Raw genomic sequence first — 20820 nt, forward strand, 5'->3', positions numbered from 1 at the left:
GACCCGGCTGCGACTTCGACCCAGGGGAGGAGTTTGAGCAGCCAGCGGGAGGAGATGCCCTGCATCTGGGGGACGGATTTGGTGGTGGTGGCCAGTGTCCGGGCCGCCGCCCGTCCCAGGCTCGACGGGGCCTGCTCGGATTCCACCGGGTCGGTGACAGTCACAACGAAACCTCGATCACTGGTAACGGGGATTGGTGGCGTGCCAGGTGAAGCCGCCGCCCATCCAGGAACGGACACCCACGAGGAAGCGCTGCAGCTCCGGCGACGGCACGGCCATCAGCTCCCGGTGGCCGGCCTCGAACTCGTGGACGATCTTGTTGTGCAGCTCGACGGTGGCCGCCACCGCCTCCTCGACCGGGCAGCCCCGGTCGGCGGCGATCTGCAGCACCATGTTGCAGACCGGTTTCTCGTCGGCCGCGTCCTTGGCCACCGAATGGAGGTCGTTGACCAGCACCGACGCCGTTCCGGCCCGCATCATCGCCTCGCGCACCCGCGGGTCGTAGTAGAACGGGGCGGCCAGCTCGTAACCGCCGACGGCGTCGACCAGGGTCATCGACGTGTAGAAGCTGTCGTGCTGGCGGGCCGCCAGGTACTCCCACGCCGGTGGGTAGCGCCCGGTGTGGCGCCACGCCGCGTAGGCGTCCCAGCTGACGAACATCGAGAACGTCGCGTAGCAGACCCGCTGCACGAGCACCGGGGAGCCGTGGCGGCCCAGGTGGTCGATCGCCGAGTGCAGCCCGACGAGGATCGGGTCGCGGCGCAGGGCCTCTTCCAGGGGGCCCGAAAACTCCCCGGCCGGGGCGACCGGGTCCATGGCCGCCATGACCAGCGCCAGCCGCGGCGGGAGCTCGGTGGGCGCCGCTCCGAGCGTGCTGTCGTCGGCGTAGTAGTCGTCGGCCGCCCACCAGACCGCGTTGAGCTGCGCCGCGACGAGCAACCGGTCCGGGTCGTCGCAGTCGGTGTGGGCCAGCATCGCCAGCCGGCCGAACCCGGCCCCGGCGATCTGTTCCAGGCCCTTGCCGGTGAACCCGCAGCCGTCCGCCCAGGCGACCAGCCGCCGGTCGACCTCCGCGGCGAGGCCGTCGTCGACGCGGCCCTGGACCGGGCAGTACAACGGCGCCGCGCTGCCGTCACCCCACGGCAGGGAGGCGTACGCCGGATCCTGTCCCGGTGACGGCGCGAACTGGGCCGCGATCCGCGCCGCCGACGTCCCGAGCCCGGACGGCGCCACCGGCAGCCCGCCGATTCTCCACTGTGGACACGTGGTGCTGGTGCTCTCCCCGGTCACCCCGCCCGCCTCAGACGCGGTCGGCGGCGATCAGCAGGTAGTGGAAACTGCCTTCGCGGTAGGCGGTCAGGAACGGCTTCTCGACGCCGGTGGCGACCGACGACTTCTCCCGCAGCTCCCAGTACGGGATCGTCGCGGCGGTCAGGTCGACGACGTTGATCGGCACGAACCCGTTGGCGGCCAGCGCCTTGAAGTAGTCGCCGCGGGCGTGGATGTTGCAGATGTAGTGCTGGTCGATCTGGCTCACCGCGCGCGACCGGCCGCCCGTGACGTCGTTGTAGCACCCGGTGATCGTCACGTACCGGCCGCCGGGTTCCAGCTGCCGCGCGTGCTCGGCGAACAAGTCGTTCAGGTCCACGTACATCGTGCTCTCGTTGTTCCAGATGCCCTGGAACACGCCGGATTCGAACCCGGTGTCGAGCATGTTCCGCAGGTGGTAGCGCACCGAGCCGTCGATCCCGCGCTGCCGCACGTGCGCGTTGGCGAACCCGACCTGCTGCTCCGAAATGGAGATGCCGTCGACCTGGCAGCCGAACCGCAGGTGGGCCATGACGCTCGTGCCGCCGCGGCCGCAGCCGGCGTCGAGCAGCCGGTCTTCCGGCGTGATCGGGCCCAGGTGGTCGAGCAGGACGTCCGCCTGCGCGGTCTCGAGCCGGTGCATCTCCGCGATGATCGCCTCGTCGCGCGTGGCGGCCGGGGTTTCCAGCACGGCCGGGTCGTAGTCGCCGAGGCCGTAGTGGTGGTGGTAGAGGCCGTCGACGTCGCCCAGCCGGAGGTTCACCGGGTCCTTTTCCGCGTTCCAGTAGTCGGCGACCGACTGCTGGTACGCGGTCCGGGTCACGGGCTTCTCGAGAGCGGTCATCGATTGAACTCCTCGGTGTTTCCTTGGCAGGAAAGGGATCCGGTGCCCCCTTGAGGAAGACGCTAGTGGCGGGAGTTTCGCAGGGACAAGGAGCTTCACCTGGGTTTTGCCGTCGTTGCCCGTCCGGCCCAGCAGAGCCTGCGCCGGAGGTGGTCGGTGCCGGGCCGAGGACCCTCGTTCGAGATCGGTGACGCCTCGACCGGGTGACGAAACGCGACAGCGCGTGTCAGGTGATTTCGAGGTTCGCCATCATGCCCATGTCTTCGTGTTCGGCGTTGTGGCAGTGGAAGAGGTAACGACCGCGGTAGCCGTCGAACCGGGTGATGATCTCCGCCGCTTCGCCCGGGCGCAGCGAGACGGTGTCCTTGAGCCCGTCGTCCTGCGGCAGCGGCGGCCGTCCGCCGCGCGAACGCACCCGGAACCCCGCCAGGTGCAGGTGGACCGGGTGGTGGACGTCGGCGACGAGCCGCCACACCTCGACGTCGCCGAGGGAGACGGTGACATCCGTGCGGGCCGGGTCGAACGGCCGCCCGTCGATCAGCCAGCCGGATCCGCCGGCCATCCGCCCCGCGCGGAAGGAGAAGTCGCGGACCCGGACCGGCCGGTCCCACGACGGCAGATCCGTCGACAGCACCGCGGGAACGCGGCTGTCGTCACGGGCGCGGCGCGCGACCCGGAAGGCCATCACCTCGGCGGTGCGACCGGACCCCAGCCGGTTGAGCAGGCGGACGCGGCCGCCGATCGGGACGCCCGCGAAGTCGACGACGACGTCGTAGCGCTCGGCCGGCCCGACGGGCAGGGCGGCGTGGGTGACCGGCGCGGCGAGCAGCCCTTGGTCGGCGCCGATCTGGACGAGCGGGAGCCGCCGCCCGTCGTCGGCGACCGCCTCGAGTTCGTAGTGCCGGGCGTTCGACGCGTTGAGGATCCGCAGCCGGTACCGGACCGCGTCGACCTCGTGCACCGGCCACGGCGCGCCGTTGACCAGGAGCACGTCGCCGAGCACCCCGCCCAGGAAGCTTTCCCGCACGCCCGGCCGGTCCCGCAGCGTGCCGTCCAACGACGGGTAGTCGAGGCTGCCGTCCGCGGCGAACGCGCGGTCGGCGATCAGCAGCGGCAGTTCCCGCGGCCCCGACGGCAGGCCGAGTGCTTCTTCGGCGTCGTCGCGCACGATGTGCAGCCCGGCGAGGCCGCGCCAGAGCGCCGGAGCCGTGAAGTCCATCCGGTGGTCGTGGTACCAGAGCAGCGCCGGCCGCTGGTCGAGCGGGAACGTGTAGCTGCGGGTCAGCCGCGTCCGCACGGCCCGCGGGTCGGGCATGGCGTGGTGGTCCGCCGTCCAGCCCGCGGGCAGCACCAGGTCGGTCGGGTAGCCGTCGGAGTCCGCCGGCGTCCGCCCGCCGTGCAGGTGCACCACGGTCGGCACGGGCAGCTCGTTGCGGTGGGTCACGGTGATCGGCCGGCCCCGGCGCGACTCGATCGTCGGACCCGGGAACGTGCCGCCGTAGGTCCACATCGGCGTCCGGATCCCGGGCAGGATCTCGGTTTCCGCGACGCGCTGGGTGATCTCGTAGCGGCCGGGGGCCACCGGCCGCAGGATGGGCGGCAGCGGCAACGGCACCTGGAACGGTGGTGGCAGCGGCACGGCGCTGCGGAGTTCGGCGCCGGTGAGCGCGGGGTGCCGCGACAACGCGGCCGCCGTGGACAGCCCCGCGGCGGTCAGCAGGCCGAAGGCGCCGCCGAGGCGCAACGCCTGGCGCCGCGACAACCGCTCACGCATCGACGGCCTCCAGGGGACGGCGCCACAGGGCGACGACCAGCACGACGAGCCCCGCGACGGTCAGCACGCCCAACGGCAGGTGCAGCCACAACGCGCCGTCCAGCCCGGCGAAGTACTGGACCGTCTCCGCGGCCGCCACCGCCGCCGTGGCGAGGAACGGCCACGCCCGCCGCACCCGGACCCAGACCAGGATCGCGGCGATCACCTGCAGGTAGCCGAGGGACGTGACGACGTCGGCTCCGGCCGCGTGCAGGCGCAGGCCGTCGTAGTCGCCGCTCAGGTACACGCCGGCGAACACCGGCTGGCCGGCGATCGCCACCAGGTGCGCGCCCGCCACGGCCCGCAGCGCCCAGCTGGGTTTCCCGGTTCTTTCCACACTCCGAAGCTATGACCGTGCAGTCATCGTGTCTAAGATCAATATCGCTATGCCGTTATGACGCGGGAGGCATGACGTGGATCTGGGGGCGCTGCGGCAGTTCCTCGTGGTGGCCCGGCTGGAGCACCTCAGCCGCGCGGCCGAAGAGCTGCGCGTCGCCCAGCCGTCGCTGAGCCGCACCATCGCGCGGCTGGAGAACGAGCTCGGCACACCGCTGTTCGACCGGGCCGGGCGGCTCCGGCTCAACGACGCCGGGCGGCTCTTCCGCGGCTACGTCGAGCGCGCACTCGGCGAGCTCGACGCGGGCCGGCGCGCGGTCGCCGACGCGACGGGCGAAGGCTTCGGCACCGTGCGGCTGGCGTCGGAAACCTTCCTCACCCTGACCCGGCCGCTCGCCGCGTTCAAACGGGCCCACCCGGACGTCGAGGTCGAACTGCACCAGCTGCCCGCCGACGCGATGGCGCGGGCCTTGCGATCCCACGAGATCGACCTTTGCGTGGCGTCGCAGCCGATTCCCGACGAAGGCTTGGCCGGGGTCCGGCTGCTCGACGAGCCGGTGCTGGTGGCCACGCCCCTCGGCCACCGGCTGGCCGACCGCGCCTCGGTCGCCGTCGAAGACCTCGCGGGCGAGCCGTTCGTCACCGCCCGGCCCGGGCACTGGCACCGGCGGCTGCTCGACCGGCTCTTCGCGGCCCGGGACCTGACACCGAAGATCGTCTTCGAAGGCGACGAACCCGGGGCCATCCAGGAACTGATCAGCGCCGGCCTGGGCATCGGGCTCAACCCGGCGATGGCCCGCCGCGTCGCCGCGCAGGTGCCGGTCGTCTGGCTCCCGGTGGACAGCCCGGACTGCCGGCGCACGATCACCCTGTTCTGGGCCGCGGGCGACCGCCTGCCCGCCGCGGCCCGCTTGATGCGCACCGCACTCACCGATTGGGCGTGGGACCCTCCGTCGTGATCCCGGCGAGGAAGTGGCGCTGCGCCACGAAGAACACGATCAGCAGCGGCACGGTCGTGATGACGCTCCCGGCCAGCACGATCTCCCACCGCTGCTCACCCGCCTGGCCGAACTGGTCGGACAGCGCCTTGAGCCCGCGGGGCAGCGTGTACAGCACCGGGTCGCGCAGGTAGATCAGCGGCTTGAGCAGGTCCGACCAGCTGGCCTTGAGCTCGAACACGAAGCTGACGATCAGCGCCGGGCGGCACAGCGGCACGGCGATGCGCCAGAACAGCGTCCAGTGGTTCGCGCCGTCGACGCGCGCGGCCTCGAACACCTCGCGCGGCAGGCCGAGGAAGAACTGGCGCAGCAGGAAGATGTAGAACGCGCTGCCGAACAGGTTCCCCGCCCACAGCGGCACCTGCGTGTGCGCCAGGCCGGCGCTGTTCCAGATCAGGTACACCGGGATCATCGTCACCGCGGCCGGCAGCATCATGGTGGCCAGCACCAGGCCGAAGAGCGCGCTGCGGCCGGGGAAGCGGAAGTACGCGAAGCCGAACGCCACCAGCGAACTGGTCAGCGTCACGGCCACGGCCGCCGCGAGCGACACCGCGACGCTGTTGAGGAGCCAGGCCGCGACCGGCGCTGCCCGCCAGATCTCGACGTAGTTGTCCCACGCCCAGGTCCGGGGGATCAGCAGGTTGTCGAAGACCTGCGCGCGCGGCTTCACCGAAGCGCTCAGCAGCCACACGAACGGGTAGAGGAACAGGACGGTCGCCGCGGCCAGCGCCGTCCAGCGGACCACGCGGCGCGCCGTCACCGGTCACCGCCTTCGTAGTAGACGAACCGCCGGCTCAGCTGCACCTGCACGAGCGTGATCGCCAGGATGACGACGAACAGCAGCCACGCCATCGCCGAGGCGTAGCCGAGGTGGAGGAATTCGAAGGCCTGCTGGAAGAGGTAGATCAGGTAGAACAGCGCCGCGTCGTTGCTGTAGGTCGCCGAAGCCGCGGAGCCGTAGAAGGCCGTGTAGGCCTCGTCGAACGACTGGAGTGCCGCGATCGTCTGGACGATGAGGGTGAAGAACAGGGCCCCGCTGATCATCGGGACGGTGATCCGCCGGAACCGCTGCCACGCCGACGCGCCGTCGAGTTCGGCGGCCTCGTACAGCTCGCGGGGCACTCCGCGCAGCGCGGCCAGGTAGATCACCACCGTGCTGCCCACCGACCACAGGTGCATGAGCACCAGCCCCGGTTTCACCCACGGCCCGTCGGTGCTCCACTGTGGACCGTCGATGCCGACCAGCCCCAGCACGGCGTTGACCAGGCCGGCCTGGCCGTTGAACAGGATGAGGAACAGCACGCCGACGGCGACCTTCGGGGTGATCTCGGGCAGGTAGAACACCGTGCGGAAGAACCCGGCCGACCGGTGGCCCGCCCGCGTGAGCAGAGACGCCAGCGCCAGCGAGACGGCCATCGTGGCCGGCACCGACATGACGGTGTAGACCAGGGTGTTGACCAGGCTCTTGCGCACGGCGGGGTCTTCGAGCAGCCGCCGGTAGTTGGCCCAGCCGACGGCGTCGGGCGACCGCAGCGCGTCGTAGTCGGTGAAGGAGAGCACCAGGCTGGCGATCATCGGGATCGCCATGAAGATCACGAACCCGATCATCCACGGCGACAGGAAGGCGTACGCGGCCCAAGCTTCCCTGGTACGCCGCTTCACCGGGCGGCGTCCAGCGCCCGCTGGGCCTCCTGCTGGCCTTGTCGCAGGGCGTCGGCGGGCTGCTGCTCGCCCGAGAGTACCCGGTTGACGGCGTTCTGCCAGGCCGTCTTGAATTCGGAGCCGGCCGGGGAGGCGGGCATGGTGAAGGCACTTTCCTGCGCCCGCAGCACGGTCTGCACGGCGGCGTCGAACGCGGGCCGGTCCTTCAGCTGCACCAGACCGCCGAAGATCTCCTGGTCGGCGACGCGGTTGCCGGTGTAGACACCGGTGAACGCCTTGCCGGCGGCTTTCCGCTTCTCCGCGCGGGCCTTGGCGGCGGCGACCCAGGCCGGCGCGTCCGTCATCGTCTTGATCCAGGCGCAGGCCTGCTCCTTGTGGGTGCTCCCGGCCGGGATCACCCAGGCGCTGCCGGTGACCCAGTCGATCGGGGTGCCGGCGGTGTCGGTGAACGGCGCCGCGGAGACCCGCACGTCGGGGGAGTAGTTGGCGAGGACGTTGAGGTACCAGTCGTCCATCAGGCTGGCCGCCAGTTGGCCCTGCTTGAACGGGTTCTTCTCACCGAAGAAGTCGAACGAGTCGCGGAAGGCCTTCACCGCGCTCCAGCCGCCCTGGGCGTCGATCAGCGACTTGGTGTACGTCAGGGCCTCGGCCAGCCGCGGGTCGTCGAGGTGCGCGGTGCGGCCGTCGTCGCTGAGCATCTGCACGCCGTTGGCCTTGGCCCACAGCGGGAGGAACTCGGGAATCTTCGGGTCGAACCCGATGCGCGACAGCCCGCCGCCGGTGCGGACGGTGAGCTTCTACGCGGCCGTGGTCAGCTGGCCGTGGTCGGCGGGGGAGACGTCCTGGGCCGTCATGCCGCTCGCTTCGACGGCGGCGTCGTTCACGAGCATGACCCGGTTGTCGTAGAACTCGGGCAGGCCGTAGACCTTGCCGTCGAGGGTGACCTCCCGCAGGGCGGCGGGCCGGTACTGGCCGACGTCGATGTGCTGCTGGGCGATGCAGCCGGTGAGCGGCTCGAGGGTGCCGCGCGCGGCGTAGGTGCCGAGCAGTTGCCGGTCGAGGTAGACGAGGTCGGGCGGGGTGTGCGAGGCGACGGAAGCGAGGAACTGCTGGGCGTCGAAGGCGCTGCCGCCGATCTTCACGGTGGCCGGTGCGATCGCCTTGCCCGCCAGGTCGGCGCGGGTGGTGGCGATTTCGTCGCCGAGGCCGAACCCCATGGTCGTCAGGGTGGCCGCGGCGCCGGTGTCGCCACCGCTTCCGACCCCGCCGCACCCGGAGAGCAGCAGGACCGCCGTCGCACCGGCCAGAAGTTTCCGCGCCATCGCACACCCCTCCCAGAGGCGGCGTGGGTACCCGCTGGGCGGTGGTCCAAACCGGTTTCAGTGCGAGGCGGTGACCCACGGGTTGGGGCGGCAGACGGCACCGTCGGGACGGACCTTCGTGGCGGCACCGGGTTCGGCGCGGTTGAGGTTCGCGAGGTAGGTGTTGGACAGCCCGAAGGTCTGCTGCATCATCACCGGCGCGGCCGCACCGGGGGCGGGACAGCCGACGTGGCCGAGGCCGAGGGCGTGGCCCATCTCGTGGTTGATGGCGTAGGCGCGGTAGCCGGCCAGGTCGCCGTCGTAGGAGTGGGCGCCGCGGAGCCAGCGGGCGAGGTTGACGACGATCCGGTGGTCGTGCGAGAGGCGGCACGAGGAGTCGAAGGGGATGCCGAAGCCGCAGAGGTCCGGGCGCCGGGCGGTGCCGGGACTGGTCAGGCTGATCCGGACGGAGGGGCCGGCGCCGGCGCCGGCGCCGGCCTCGGCCTCGGCCTCGCCGAGCCGGCGGAAGGTCACGGCCCCGAGCCCGATCCAGCCACGGGGGTCGGCGAGGATCGCGTCGACGTCGTGGCCGAAGGAGGGAAGGTCGACGCCGTCTTCGATTTCGACGGTGTAGGTGAGGAGTTTCTCGCCGCTGCCGAAGTCGTGGCCGCTACCGGGGACGACGTGCCAGGTCCCGTCGCCGGCTTCGGTGACCGGCACCCCATCGGGCAGCGCGGCCGGTTCGGGAGCGGGCTTCGGGGCGGTGGCCGGCACGGTGGGCAGGGCGGTGGGCAGGGCGGAACCGACCCCGGAGATCCGCCGCGGCTGGGCGGCTTCCGGGGCGAGGAGAAGAGCAAGGGCAAGGGCAACGGCGAACACGAGCACAGCGGGCGGCCACCAAGCCACGGCGGCGGCCGCGGGCGCGGGAGCCGGAGGCGGCGGAGCGGGCGGTTCGGCCGGGACGGCGGGTGCACGCGGAACCCGGGGCGCCGGCGGACCGACGGAGATCGCGGGGGCGACGGAGATCGAGCGGGGGCGCCGTGCTTCGGGTCGGGGTGTGGGCGTGGGTTGGAGTGTGGTTGGCGTTGGGGCTGTGCGGATGGCGGCGGTCGGTGCGGCCGAGGTCGCGTCTTCGGTCGAAGTCCGCTGCTCGGGCGGCCACACCGGGGCGGGTGTTGCGGGGAAAGCCAGGCGCGCCTCGGGGATCGGTGTGGCCGAGGCCGGCGGCGCGGGCGCTACCGGGTTGGCCGGTGCCGCCCAACCTGCCTGCGCCACCTGGCCCGGCGCCGGTGGTTCCGGTGATGCAGGGTGGCGTGGAGTGGTTTCGGCCGGGGCCATCCGGGCCTCGCCGGCCGGTGCCGCCGGGCGGTCCGGTGCCGTCCGAGTCGCTGCGGCCGGGCTCTCCCCGGGCGGAACTGCCGGGACCGCCGGAACCGCCGGAACCGGCCGAGCCGGCGGGGGCGGGATGCGTGGCGACCTCGGTGCCTGGACCCCCTGCGGCGGCGCCGGCCGGCGGCGTGGCTGGGGGAGCCAGTCCACGCGGGCCAGGGGGTGTCGTTCAGTAGGCAAGGCCCACGCTCGCACACTCCGGCGCCACCGGGCCCTCGGTTCGCGGGTACGACACCGTCGACGGGTCGCCGTCGGAGGTGTAGCGGTGGCTCGCGGGCGCACCCAGCTCGTCGAGCCAGTGGGCCGATCCGTACTCCGCCTCCGAACCCGCCGACTGCGAACGGATCCGCGGGATCGCCGCGGGATCGAACTTGCCCGAGCACGGCGACGGCGCCGGCCCGGCCCCCACCAGGAGCGCGCCGCCGTACGAGTAACCCGGGCCCTGCAGCGCCAGGCCCGTGCGGTGCGGGCGGCTTCCGTACGGCAGGGCCAGCGTCGTCGGCCGGTAGCCCGGGACCGCCTGGCGGATCAGCGCGTCCTCCTCGGCGATCGCCGCCGTCACCGCCGGTTCCGTTGCCGTGCGCAGGTTCGTGTGGTGCCGGGTGTGGTTGCCGATCTCGAAGTGGTGCTCGGCCAGCCAGCGCAGTGCGCGCCCGTCGGTGTCGCCACCGAACGGGTGCTCGTTGACGTACAGGCTCGCCACCGGGCGGAACCGCGGGTGTGCCGCCGCGACGTCCAAGAGGATGCGGACCGCCGTGCCCGGTTCCGGTTGTCCCTGGGGCGTCAGGCGGAACACGCTCGGGTCGCCGTCGTCGAACGTCAGGACCACCGGGTGCGCGCCGGCCGGGAGGTCGAGCCGGCGGGAGACCAGCTCCGCCGTCGTGACCGGGACGTAGTCCTCGGTCGCGAGCCGTTCGAGCTCGGCCGTGAAGTCGGCGGGCGTGCGCTCGTAGACCGACTTCGGCTGCGCGACGAGGCGGTGGTACATCAAGACCGGCACCCGGCCGAGCTCGTCGGCGCCCACCTGCCGGGCGGCGGCGGGCGTGATGCGGACCGGCGCGGCGGCGGGCGCCGGGTGCGGCGGTGCGGGCGCCGGGGCGACGGGCGCGGGGCCGCCACAGGCCGCCAGCGCGAGGACGGCGGTGAGCCCGGCACCGGACCGGAAAAGGCAACGCATGGCGGAAGTGTGCGTCGGGCCCGCCGCGGGCGCGGGCCGGACCACCGGGTCGGGTGAGCCCGCAATGGTGCGCGATGGCCCGGAAAAGCGGGATTTCCCAGGCCGGGGCCATGAGCCCGGAAACGGCTCCAGCACGATTCGGTGATCGTCGGGAAACCGGTTTGGCGAAGATCACCGCCGGGTATTTCCCCGCGATGGTCCCGAAAAAGGCGGTCGCCGCCGAACGAACCTTCGATCGACGCCTGGTCCTCACCGCCGCCCTCGCGGGCTTGGCCACGAGTGCGTGCGGTGCGCTGCAACGGGGACGGGCGCTGGCCGTGCCGGCCCCGGCCGCCGCCGCCGCAGCGGCGGCGGCGCCGCCACCGCCTCCGAACCCGCTCGAAAAAGGCCTGCTCGTCGGCTTTTGCGGGGCGCCGGGCGCGAAGGCGCTCGGCCGCATGACGGGCGACCTCACGGAAGCGAGCCGCGCACTCCGCCGCCAGATCGAGGCGTTCCCGCCGGGACGTCCGGTCACCCCGGTCGTCGAGCTGATCGCCACCACCGTGCACCGCTCGCCGGGCGAGGACGGCATGTTCCGCAGCCGCTGCGAGGACGCGACCGTGCGCGACTACCTCGACGCCGCGCGGGCGCTGAACGGGTTGCTGCTGCTGAACATCCAGCCCGGCCGCGCCGACTTCCTGCCCGAGGTCCAGGCCTACGAACGCTGGTTGACCGAGCCCGACGTCGGCGTCGCGCTCGACCCCGAGTGGGCCGTGGAACCGGGCGTCGTCCCCGGCAAGAAGTTCGGCCGCACGACCGGCGCCGAGCTCGACGGGGTCGCGCGGTACCTCGGGGGCCTGGCCGACGCGCACCACCTGCCCGCCAAGGTGATGGTCTACCACCAGGTCGCCGCGTCCGTCGTGCGTGACGAAGAGCTTCTGCGGCCGCACAAGGGAGTCTCGGTCGTCAAGGTGGTCGACGGCATCGGGTCGGCCGCCGCCAAGAAGGCGACCTGGAAGACGCTGATGACGACCATGCCCGCCCAGGTGCGGCCGGGCTTCAAGCTGTTCTTCGAGGAGGACACCCGCCGCGGCGCGGGCTTGATGACCCCGGCGGACGTTCTGGCGCTGAGCCCCACCCCCGCCTACGTCGTCTACGAATAGCCGGCGCGTCGGAAAAGCCCGGTGCGGTCCGCCGCACCGGGCTTTCTCATGGCCGCGTACCCGGTTCGCAGACGACGAAAGCCCGGCGCGGGAGGGGAACCGCGCCGGGCCGTCGCCGGCTTGTCCGTCCGGGGTACCGGCCGGCCTAGCCGACCGGGACGGGCAGCCCGCCGAGAAGGTCGTTCACCAGCGCGGAAAGGCTGATCAGCACCCGCTGCAGCAGCGCGTTGAGCAGGGCCGACACCGGCGGCAGCGACTGGCGGGCCGCCAGCTTGGCGGCGAGCTCGTCGACGCCCTTGCGCGCTTCGGCGTTGTCCTTCTGCGCCGTGGCCGCGCTGTCCTTGGCCGCGGCCTGGATCGTGTACCGCTTGCCCTGGGCCAGATCCGACAGCAACGGGTCGAGGCGGGCGAGGGTGGCCTGCGTGCCGGGCACGTCCCCGTTGTCCGCCCGCGCCGCCAGCTGGTCGCGCAGGCCCTGGACCTCCGCCGCGGCGCTGGTGGTGCTCGACGATCCGCTGCCACCCGGCCCGCCTGCCGTCGCCACACCCACCCCCGTCAAGGCCACCGCGGCGGCGGTGACGAACACCGTGAGCGCTCGGGTCAGTGCACTTTTCATGTCGTACTCCTCCGGATTGTGCGATGCCGACTGCGATCATGGTGAGCGCCGGTCCGCGATAACGCGAGCGGATGTCCGGGTGCCGGCGGAACCGGTTGATTTCACACGGTGTACAGCCCCGCGAGTTCTCCGGAACAAACATCGACATCGCGTGAAGCGGCTGTTCAGCCGTTTTGCGCTTCGGCTACTGATCGTGAGGCCATCACTCGGCCGTGTCCGACGATTGCGATGAATGGCTGAATCGGCTCGGGTTTCTTCACCGAAGGTGCGATCGGTGCCAGTTTCGAGTGAGGCGCGACTTTCACTCGATCGTGAGGTTTAAGGAAAGAAATCATGGGTAATCAAGCGAATTTGGCCGGAGGTGGGAAAGCCACTCTTAAGTAGGGTACGGTGCGAAAACACTTCTTGCGCGGCGAGCGCGTGGCTAATCTGGGAGGCGGCTGCAGGGCCGGTTTTTCCGGCCGTTACTGTGGCCTCCTCGGTGCCGAGACCTGACAACTGGGCGCCATTCGGAGAGAAGTAAACGCAGAACGTCCCGACGCCCGACGGCGCCGGGACGTTCTGCGCGAAGACGGGAGGAAACGGCGGTGCGGGGCACCAGGGTCACTCGGGCAGCCGGCGGGAGCCGGGTGTTCGGTACCGGTGGCACCCGGACGCCGGAGGAACGGGTACGTGGCATCGGCCGAGGTCAGGTATCCGGCGGGAGTCGGGTGCCCGGTGCGGGAAGTGCCCCGGCGCCCGGCGGGGATCGGGTGTGCGGTATAGGTATCACCGGGGCGCGGAGCGGCGACCCGGTGCGCGGGATCAGCGTCGCTCGAGTGCCGAGTCAAGATCTGCTGCGCCGTCGGAGTGGCGCAGGAACGCCCGGTGGGGACCGGCTTTACAACGTGACCGACCCTCAGGCGCCCGGCGGGTTCCGCCGCGGCTCGGCCGGCGGGTACGTGTTCGCCGGCGGCGGGGTCGCCCCCGCGGCCGGGTATCCCGCCATCGCGCCCGGCTTGGGGTCACGGCGCACCAAGCCCGCCAAGCCCAGCAGCCCGACCAAGCCGAGCAGGCCCCACAAACCGTTGTCGTCGTTGTCGTCGCGGGTGTTGTCGCGGTTCGTTCCGTCGTCGTCGGTCTGCCGGTGCCACGCCGGTGCCGCGACGTCCGGTGCCGCCGATGCCGGCACCGCCGCCGTCAGCGCGAACGCCGCCGCCGCGATGCCGGCGCAGCAAAGCTTGCCTGCCCTGTGGTTCATCTCGGTTCTTCCTCCCGTTGTCGAGGTTGCGGAAATCGGTCTACCCGGGCGTACCCCCGCCGGCGGCATTCACTCCCGCTGTCACGGGAACGGGCGAAGACTTCGCCGCCGGGCCCCGCTTTCCGGGGCGTTTCCGGCGTTTGTAAGATGGTTGCCGGTTCAAGACGGAGCGGTGCAGGGACGCGCCGCGTGCGCCCGCCCGCCTCCGGGTGGCCCTCCGTTCTCAAGCGCAGCAGCGCATCCGAGCCGGGCAACACCGTCCACTGCCGTGGACCGGGGGAGGAATGAACACTGAACTCGCCGTCGCGCCGCTCGGCGCGACGTACACGCCACGCCTGATCTGCACCACGGGCGACCGCCTGATCCACCCGGCGGACGGCCGCAACGACCTCGCCAGGATCGTCGTGCGCTGGGCCCGTGCCTGGGTTCCCGAAACCTGGCCCGCCCGCCAGTACTTCGCCGCGCTGGGCATCGGTGACGACGAAAACCCTTGCTACCGCGACGAAGACGTCGTCGGATGGCACCTTCTGCAGCCTCGGCCGGACTCGCTCGCGTGGCGGGTGCGGTCGGGCGAGATCGACGTGACCACCGCGCTCACGGCCGAAGCCGAGGCCTGGCCCGAATAGGAAATCCCCGCGAAAGAGCCCTGCGTCACCCGGCGCCGGGCTCTTTTGCATACCCGAAACATTCTTTGCGCCGCAAGCGATCCCGGAGGAAGGTACCGGGAAGGGCTTGGCCACCAGCAGAACCGGGAACTAACCCGATCGGACCACACCGGGCGCGGTCAGCGGCTCGCGGTACCCACACGATGGTGGCACGAAGTGGAAACCGCGTCCCGGCATCAGTACGTTTCCCTCACACGGGACGGAGGACACACCTTCATTGCCGTCCCGTTCTCCGAATAGCGTTCATCGAGGAGCAATCCATGCTGAAGAAGATCGGGTTCGTCACGGCCGCCGCCGCGGCCGGCGCGTTCCTGGCCGGCGGCATCGCCGCGGCCGACACCCCGGGCGGTCACCACCACGGGCACCACGACGGTCACCACTACGGCGGCTACGACTACACCGGCCAGGTCGGCCTGGTGAACCTGAACAACACCGACGTGCTCCACAACGTCAACGCCACGCTCGGCCTGTGCGGCAACGACGTCAACGTCCTCGGCGTCCAGGTGCCGATCCACGACTCGCTCAACGGCATCGGCGTGCCGATCCTGTCGCCGGGCAGCCACGAGGCCAGCGGCGAGAACCCGGAAAACTGCGCCTCGGGCGGGTTGTCCGACGGCGGCACGAGCCAGGGTCACTGAAATTTCCGTGCCCGGAGCCGCCCCTGCGTGCGGAAGCCGGCTCCGGGCACGGGAAATCGGCCGCCGGTGCTGACGCCGCACCGCGCGCCCGGAACACGGAGCGAGCTGCACACTCCGGTTCCGCGTTCCGGGCCCGTCGCGACGCCGGACGGCGCCGACCCGGGTGGGACCGGCCGCGACGCTGGAGAAGTGCGCCGGTCCCGCCCGGCCTGACGGCACCATAACGAACTTTCCCGGGTCCGGCGAACCGAAGCCGGGCCCGTTTCTTTCCCCGTTCCCCCGCCGGACCGTCCGGCGGGTACCCAGAAGGAGTATTTTTCCCGTGATCAAGCAGCTCGGCTTCGTCGCCACCGCCCTCGCCGCCGGGATGGCGGTGCTCGGCGGATCCGCGTCCGCGACCAGTGTCAGCGTTGCGGGCCACCCGGTCGACACCACCGACCAGTTCGGCCTCGTCGGCAACGTGCAGAACCTCGACGTGGTGCACAACCTGAACGTGGTCGGCGGCGTGTGCGACGACGACATCAACGTCCTCGGCGTCCAGGTGCCGATCCACGACACCGCCAACGGCATCGGCGTGCCGGTCCTCTCCCCGGGCGAGCACGAGGCCGAGGGCCAGAACCCGGACAACTGCGCCGCCGGTGAGATCGCCGACGGCGGGACCACCCAGGGCAACTGACCCCCAGCGGGTCCGACCGCCGCGCGGGGTGCGTCCCGCGCGGCGGTTCGTCACGTCCGGTCCAGCCGGTGCACCGCCACTTCCCGCACGACGAGCAGCCCCGCGGCCGCGACCGGTACCGCGACGAAGGCGCCGACGACGCCGAGCAGTTCGAACCCGAGCAGCACCGCGACGACCGTGACGAGCGCCGGGATCCGGACGGCACGTCCGACGATCTTCGGCAGCAGCACGTAGTCCTCCACCACCCGGTAGCCGACGAAGAACCCGAGCGTCGCCAGCCCGACCGGCACCGACACCGTGAGCGCGACGAGGGTCGTACCGGCCCCGGCCGCCACCGAACCCGCCACCGGCACCAGGTCGAGCACGGCGACGAGCACGGCGAGCACCAGCGGGTAGGGCACGCCGAAAGACGACAGCCAGGCGAAGGTCGCCGCTCCGGCGATCACCGACACCGCGACGTTGCCGACGAGGTACGCGCCGACCTTCCGGAAGACCGCGTCGCCGATCAGGATCACCCGCGGTCGCCGCGACCGCGGGGCCAGCCGGTAGAGCGCGGTGCGGATCCGCGGGAAGTCGGCGACGAAGTAGGTGGCGAGCACCACGACGATCACGGCGTCACCGAGCAACGCCGCGAGTGATTTCGCCACGTCGGACAGCTGCACGGACCGGACGGCCGCTTCGAGGCCGAAGGTTTCGTTGGCGCGGCCCAGCAGGGTGCCGTGGTCGCGCAGCAGGGTCAGGTACCGCGGAGCGCCGTTCCGCAGCTGCGCCGCCTGGTCGGCCAGGGGCACGGCGGCCGCGGCGACGGTCCCGCCGAAGACGGCCAGCCCGGTCACGACGACCACCGCGGCGGCCAGCGCGCGGGGCACCCGGCGGGCGAGCCGGGCGGTCACCGGCTCGAGCCCCACCGCGAGGAAGAACGCGATGCCGATGAGCAGCAGCACGTCGGAGGCCGCGAGGAGGAGTTCGACGACCGCGACCGTGACGACCACCCCGGCCGCGGCGAGCATCCCGGTGAAGAACGGCGCGCGGCGATCGAGCGGTTTTCCCGGTCTGCCCAAGGGCTTTTCCTGCCGGGCCGCCGCTCCTTCGGCCTCGCCGACGGGATGCCCGGCGCGGTACGCCCCACGGCCGCTCGTTGCGTGCATGAGTTGTGGGCTACCCCGCGTGACGCGGCCGAATCCACCCGATCCGGGCTCGCCGGCAAGTCCACGCTTCCCGGTGACGCCCTCCGCCTGCCGTTGCCGGAACCGTTGGGGTGTCGGCAAAATCGCCTATGCGCTTCAAAGGTCTTCTGCTCGTCCCGGTCGTCGCCGTCGCTGCCGCGTTCGCGGTGGCCCCGGAAGCGGCGGCCATCAGCGCGCCGCGGCTGCTGATCAACCAGGACTTCCCCGATCCGGACGTCGTCAAGACGGCCTGGGGCTACTTCGCGTTCTCGACGGGCACGAAGGCCACGCGGATTCCGATGGCCGGCGCCGCCGCGGCGGAAGGGCCGTGGCGCGTCGCCGGTGACGCGCTCGGAGCGGTCCCCGCCTGGGCGAAGGCGGACGGCGGGTTCTGGGCCCCGGACGTCACCCAGCTGGCGGACGGCACCTTCGTGCTGTACTTCGCGGCCGCGCAGACGGCGGGTGGCGAGATGTGCCTCGGCGCGGCGACGGCGAAGAAGGCGGAAGGACCGTACACGCCGGCCGGCGACCGGCCGCTGGTGTGCGAACCCGGCGACCACGGGGACATCGACCCGCAGACGTTCGTCGACGCGGACGGGGCCCGGTACCTGCTCTACAAGAGCGACGGCGCGGCGGCCGGGCCGCCGTCGGCGATCTGGGCGCAGAAGCTGCAGGCCGACGGGCGCACCTTCGCCGGTCCGCGCACCGAGCTGCTGCGGGCCGATCTGACGCCCGAGAAGTCGGTCGTCGAAGCGCCTTCGGTGGTGAAGACGGCGTCCCGGTACCTGCTGTTCTACTCCGCGGACACGTTCGACAGCACGGGCTACCACACGTGTTACGCGTCCGCGCCGACGCTGGGCGGCGCGTTCGTGAAGGCGGACGCCCAGTTCCTGTCGAGGGACCTGCTCGGCGGCAAGGTGGACGCCCCGGGCGGCGCCGACGTGGTGGACGGCCACATCTTCTTCCACGGCTGGCTGAGCGGCGGCCGCACGGCGAGGGGCCTGTACGAGCTGCCGATCACCTTCGCGGGTGACGTGCCGCAGCTGGGCTGACGTGTCACCCACTCGTATGACGCTCCGGTTGGGCGGCCGGGTCCCGGATATCCGGGAGCGAGGGAACGGAGGAGTGCCATGACGGTGTGGTGGGGATTGGCTGGCTTGCTCGGGCTGCTGGGGTGCTGCGGCCTGCTCCGGAGCCATCGCGCCGCCGGAGCGGCGGTCGAGGGCGACCCGCTGGCGCGCTATCCGGTGGCCCGCGAACCGGCGACACCGAACGCGGACGCTGCGCACACGCCGCTGATGACGCCGGCGATCACGCCGGAGATGCTCGCCGCCCGCCCGGGGCCGGCCGGGCCGCGGCCGGACGCGGTGGTGCCGGAGTCGGGGACGATCGCCGGAGAGATCCCCGCACCGCGGCCACAGTCCGGCGGGGCGGGAGAGCGGCCGGTTGCGGCTTCGGCGGGGCAGGCGGCGGGAGGATCGGTGCCCGCGCCCGGCACCTCCGGGGTCCCGCAGCCGCCGAAGCACGCGCTTCGGACCGAGGCGTCCGCGCCGGAAACCGCGGGTGTCCCTCGAGCTCGTGCACCGGAACCCGGGGCGACCCCGCAGCCGCAGCCGAACTCCACCGGGCTCGGCGGTACCGTCAAGCGGCTCCTGCGGCGCGCCTGACCCTCACCCCAGCGGTGCGCCGTCCTCGGCCAGCCCGGCCAGCAGATCGCCGTGGTCTTCGATGCGGTCCAGGACGTCGTCCGCCGTGAACGTCAACCGGTTCACGTGCCGGCAGGCGCGGACCTCGTCCCACGTCACCGGGGTGGACGCCGTCGGGTGGTCGCGGCCGCGCAGGGAATACGGGGCCACCGTGGTCTTCGCCGGGTTGTTCTGGCTCCAGTCGATGAACACCCGGCCCGTGCGCTGGGCCTTCGCCATCACCGCCGTCACCGACTCCGGTGTCTCCTTCGCCAGGCGCTGGGCGAGCCGCTTCGCGTAGGCCGACGGGGCCGCCGGGTCGTCCGTCCGGATTCCGCAGTAGAGCTGCATTCCCTTGGAGCCCGACGTTTTCGCGTACGGCGTCAGCCCGTCGGCGACCAGGACGTCGTGGAGGCGCTCCGCCACCCGGCAGCAGTCGACGATCGTGGTGCCCGGGCCCGGGTCGAGGTCGAACACCAGCCGGTCCGGGGGCTGCCGGGTGCCCGATTCCACCGTCCACTGGGGAACGTGCAGCTCGAGCGCCGCCATGTTCGCCGCCCACACCAGGCCCGGGAGGTCGTCCAGGAGCGGGTAGTCGATCGTGCCGCCCGTGCCGGCCAGGCGGACCGTGCGCAGCCAGTCCGGGGCGCCCTTCGGGGCGTTCTTCTCGAACCACTTCTGGCCGTCGACGCCGTTCGGGTAGCGGATGAACGTGACCGGCCGCCCGGCGAGGTGCGGCAGCAGCACCGCCGCGACGCGGGAGTAGTAGTTGATCACCTCGCCCTTGGTGAACCCGGCCGCCGGGTACAGCACCTTGTCCAGATTGGACAGGGTGAGCCGCCGGTGGCCGGCCTGGACGGTGATCCGCTGACCCGCCGGCTCGGGCGAGGGTGACGGCGAAGGCTGCGCGGCCGCGGCGGGCTCGTGCGGAACCGCGCGCGGCGCCAGGACCTCGGCCGGATCCTTGTCGTGGCGCAGGCCCCGCCAGGCGGTGTGGCGGACGCGGCCGCCGCGGGTGAACTGGCGGTAGACGATCTCGCCGACCAGCCGCGGCTCCACCCAGCGGGCGCGGGCGGTGTCCTCCCGCGGCGGCGTCGTCACGAACGGGTGGGTGCGCCGCTCCATCGCCTCCAGCTGCGCCCGCAGGTCGGCGCGAGTGGCCTGGCTGAACCCGGTGCCGACGTCGCCGATGTAGACCAGGTCGCCGGTCGCGGGGTCGTGCGCGCCGAGCAGCAGCCCGCCGAGGGTGCCGGTGAAGCTGTGCTGGCCGGGGCGCCAGCCGCAGACGATCACCTCCTGGGTCCGGACCAGCGGGTGCTTGAGCCACGAATCCGGCCGCTGCCCGGGGTGGTAGGCCGACGAACGCAGCTTCGCGACGACCCCCTCGTACCCGGCGGACGCGGCGTGGGCGAGGAAGTCCGCGGGCGTGCGGCGGTCGGCGGCGAGCTCGTCGAAGGTGACCGCGCGGACCACCGAAACGCGGTACCGGTCGGGCATCGGCAGCTCGGCCAGCAGGCCCCGGCGCTCGTCGTACGGCGCGGCCAGCAGGCTCCGGTCCCCGAGCCGGAGCAGGTCGAAGGCCAGGAACCGGACCGGGACGTCCGTGAACTCCAGCCCCTTCGGCCCGCTCTGGTGCCGGACGTAGCGGCCGCGGCGCTCCTGCATCCGCTCGAAGTCGATCCGGCCGTCCTCGCCGTAGACGACGACCTCGCCGTCCAGGTAGGCGGCGCGGCCGTCCAGCGCGGGGGCGAGCACGCCCTCGAGGTCGGTGAATTCCGCGGTGAAGTCGATGTTGTTGCGGCTGGTGAGCACGGTCGTGCCGTCCGCGGCGATCCGCATGGCCGCCCGGTAACCGTCCAATTTGTACTCGTAGGCCCACTCCGGGCCGCTGCGCAGCCGTCCGCCGTCGGCCTTGGCGAGCATCGGCTCCACCCAGGCCGGAACGAGCGACGCGTCGTCTGCCGCCATTCGGACCTCCGTCACCTTCCGTGCCCAAAGTACTGATCCGGCCAAAAGCAGGCCGCCCCTCCGCGGCGCGCAACCGTTGCCACGAAAGTCATTCGGCCGTGACTGTGGTCGGATTAGTACTGGTCGGCACAGTAACCCGTTCGGCCTAGATTTGCCCGGTTTCTGCAGGTGAACGAGGCTTGAACGCCTGTTCGGC

The 20820-nt window shown here is 72.1% G+C and carries 21 protein-coding genes and 1 pseudogene; 7 read left to right on the forward strand and 15 right to left on the reverse strand.

What is annotated here, in order from left to right; all coding sequences use genetic code 11:
* From ACFVYA_RS41230 to ACFVYA_RS41250, 5 genes and pseudogenes are all read right to left on the reverse strand, one after another.
* Window positions 1–164: pseudogene (locus tag ACFVYA_RS41230) on the reverse strand (Crp/Fnr family transcriptional regulator); the annotation flags it as partial.
* Between the two features lie 13 nt (window positions 165–177).
* Window positions 178–1290, reverse strand: a complete 1113-nt coding sequence (locus ACFVYA_RS41235) for a family 2 encapsulin nanocompartment cargo protein terpene cyclase (protein WP_387052924.1) — start codon at window positions 1288–1290, stop codon at window positions 178–180.
* A 10-nt stretch (window positions 1291–1300) separates the two neighbouring features.
* Window positions 1301–2152, reverse strand: coding sequence for a geranyl diphosphate 2-C-methyltransferase (locus tag ACFVYA_RS41240; RefSeq protein WP_387052926.1), 852 nt, complete (start codon window positions 2150–2152; stop codon window positions 1301–1303).
* A 226-nt stretch (window positions 2153–2378) separates the two neighbouring features.
* The gene (locus ACFVYA_RS41245) at window positions 2379–3926 is read right to left on the reverse strand and encodes a multicopper oxidase family protein (protein WP_387052928.1); all 1548 of its coding nucleotides are present in this window, start codon (window positions 3924–3926) and stop codon (window positions 2379–2381) included.
* A complete protein-coding gene (locus ACFVYA_RS41250) occupies window positions 3919–4302 on the reverse strand; it encodes a hypothetical protein (protein ID WP_387052930.1) in 384 nt (127 codons plus the stop codon). Before ACFVYA_RS41250 ends, ACFVYA_RS41245 begins: the two co-directional genes overlap by 8 nt.
* Window positions 4303–4378: 76 nt before the next feature.
* On the opposite strand from ACFVYA_RS41250, the gene ACFVYA_RS41255 reads away from it, so the two are divergent.
* Window positions 4379–5260 carry a LysR family transcriptional regulator gene (locus tag ACFVYA_RS41255; protein WP_387052932.1) on the forward strand — a complete coding sequence of 294 codons (882 nt, stop codon included), beginning with the start codon at window positions 4379–4381 and terminating at the stop codon, window positions 5258–5260.
* On the opposite strand, the gene ACFVYA_RS41260 is transcribed toward ACFVYA_RS41255, so the two are convergent.
* The 6 genes from ACFVYA_RS41260 to ACFVYA_RS41285 form a co-directional block, all read right to left on the reverse strand.
* Window positions 5229–6059, reverse strand: coding sequence for a carbohydrate ABC transporter permease (locus ACFVYA_RS41260; protein ID WP_387052934.1), 831 nt, complete (start codon window positions 6057–6059; stop codon window positions 5229–5231). The genes ACFVYA_RS41255 and ACFVYA_RS41260 overlap by 32 nt on opposite strands.
* Window positions 6056–6961: a carbohydrate ABC transporter permease gene (locus tag ACFVYA_RS41265; protein ID WP_387052936.1), complete on the reverse strand. Its 906-nt coding sequence runs from the start codon at window positions 6959–6961 to the stop codon at window positions 6056–6058. Before ACFVYA_RS41265 ends, ACFVYA_RS41260 begins: the two co-directional genes overlap by 4 nt.
* Window positions 6958–7731 carry an extracellular solute-binding protein gene (locus ACFVYA_RS41270; RefSeq protein WP_387052971.1) on the reverse strand — a complete coding sequence of 258 codons (774 nt, stop codon included), beginning with the start codon at window positions 7729–7731 and terminating at the stop codon, window positions 6958–6960. The genes ACFVYA_RS41265 and ACFVYA_RS41270 overlap by 4 nt, the downstream gene beginning before the upstream one ends.
* A 27-nt stretch (window positions 7732–7758) precedes the next feature.
* Window positions 7759–8283: an extracellular solute-binding protein gene (locus ACFVYA_RS41275; RefSeq protein ID WP_387052938.1), complete on the reverse strand. Its 525-nt coding sequence runs from the start codon at window positions 8281–8283 to the stop codon at window positions 7759–7761.
* Window positions 8284–8340: 57 nt separating this feature from the next.
* The gene (locus ACFVYA_RS41280; protein WP_387052940.1) at window positions 8341–9147 is read right to left on the reverse strand and encodes a DUF3152 domain-containing protein; all 807 of its coding nucleotides are present in this window, start codon (window positions 9145–9147) and stop codon (window positions 8341–8343) included.
* Between the two features lie 673 nt (window positions 9148–9820).
* The gene (locus ACFVYA_RS41285; RefSeq protein WP_387052942.1) at window positions 9821–10828 is read right to left on the reverse strand and encodes a polysaccharide deacetylase family protein; all 1008 of its coding nucleotides are present in this window, start codon (window positions 10826–10828) and stop codon (window positions 9821–9823) included.
* Between the two features lie 161 nt (window positions 10829–10989).
* Between ACFVYA_RS41285 and ACFVYA_RS41290 the strand changes: the two genes are divergently transcribed.
* The gene (locus ACFVYA_RS41290; RefSeq protein WP_387052944.1) at window positions 10990–11970 is read left to right on the forward strand and encodes a hypothetical protein; all 981 of its coding nucleotides are present in this window, start codon (window positions 10990–10992) and stop codon (window positions 11968–11970) included.
* Between the two features lie 145 nt (window positions 11971–12115).
* On the opposite strand, the gene ACFVYA_RS41295 is transcribed toward ACFVYA_RS41290, so the two are convergent.
* Both ACFVYA_RS41295 and ACFVYA_RS41300 read right to left on the reverse strand, forming a co-directional pair.
* Window positions 12116–12586: a hypothetical protein gene (locus ACFVYA_RS41295; protein ID WP_285990498.1), complete on the reverse strand. Its 471-nt coding sequence runs from the start codon at window positions 12584–12586 to the stop codon at window positions 12116–12118.
* Between the two features lie 898 nt (window positions 12587–13484).
* The gene (locus ACFVYA_RS41300; protein WP_285990499.1) at window positions 13485–13826 is read right to left on the reverse strand and encodes a WGxxGxxG family protein; all 342 of its coding nucleotides are present in this window, start codon (window positions 13824–13826) and stop codon (window positions 13485–13487) included.
* Window positions 13827–14110: 284 nt separating this feature from the next.
* On the opposite strand from ACFVYA_RS41300, the gene ACFVYA_RS41305 reads away from it, so the two are divergent.
* The 3 genes from ACFVYA_RS41305 (at window position 14111) to ACFVYA_RS41315 (ending at window position 15805) form a co-directional block, all read left to right on the forward strand.
* Window positions 14111–14452, forward strand: coding sequence for a hypothetical protein (locus ACFVYA_RS41305; protein ID WP_086843416.1), 342 nt, complete (start codon window positions 14111–14113; stop codon window positions 14450–14452).
* 299 nt (window positions 14453–14751) lie between these two features.
* On the forward strand, window positions 14752–15129 hold the full coding sequence (locus ACFVYA_RS41310; protein ID WP_387052946.1) for a hypothetical protein: 378 nt from the start codon (window positions 14752–14754) through the stop codon (window positions 15127–15129).
* A gap of 322 nt (window positions 15130–15451) precedes the next feature.
* Window positions 15452–15805 carry a hypothetical protein gene (locus ACFVYA_RS41315; protein WP_285990502.1) on the forward strand — a complete coding sequence of 118 codons (354 nt, stop codon included), beginning with the start codon at window positions 15452–15454 and terminating at the stop codon, window positions 15803–15805.
* A gap of 50 nt (window positions 15806–15855) precedes the next feature.
* Here the strand turns inward: ACFVYA_RS41315 and ACFVYA_RS41320 are convergent, their stop codons facing one another.
* Complete coding sequence (locus tag ACFVYA_RS41320; protein ID WP_387052949.1) at window positions 15856–16953, reverse strand: AI-2E family transporter; 1098 nt, start codon at window positions 16951–16953, stop codon at window positions 15856–15858.
* 128 nt (window positions 16954–17081) lie between these two features.
* Here ACFVYA_RS41320 and ACFVYA_RS41325 point away from each other — a divergent pair, with 128 nt between their 5' ends.
* Complete coding sequence (locus ACFVYA_RS41325) at window positions 17082–18023, forward strand: glycoside hydrolase family 43 protein (RefSeq protein ID WP_387052951.1); 942 nt, start codon at window positions 17082–17084, stop codon at window positions 18021–18023.
* A 78-nt stretch (window positions 18024–18101) separates the two neighbouring features.
* Window positions 18102–18638 (forward strand): hypothetical protein, encoded by a 537-nt coding sequence (locus tag ACFVYA_RS41330; protein ID WP_387052953.1) that lies wholly within the window; start codon window positions 18102–18104, stop codon window positions 18636–18638.
* A 3-nt stretch (window positions 18639–18641) separates the two neighbouring features.
* Here ACFVYA_RS41330 and ligD read toward each other — a convergent pair whose 3' ends face one another.
* Window positions 18642–20624 carry a DNA ligase D gene (gene ligD, locus ACFVYA_RS41335; protein WP_387052955.1) on the reverse strand — a complete coding sequence of 661 codons (1983 nt, stop codon included), beginning with the start codon at window positions 20622–20624 and terminating at the stop codon, window positions 18642–18644.
* Window positions 20625–20820 lie beyond the last annotated feature (196 nt).

It is taken from the genome of Amycolatopsis sp. NPDC058278 (assembly GCF_042881395.1).
In the GTDB taxonomy this organism is placed as follows: domain Bacteria; phylum Actinomycetota; class Actinomycetes; order Mycobacteriales; family Pseudonocardiaceae; genus Amycolatopsis.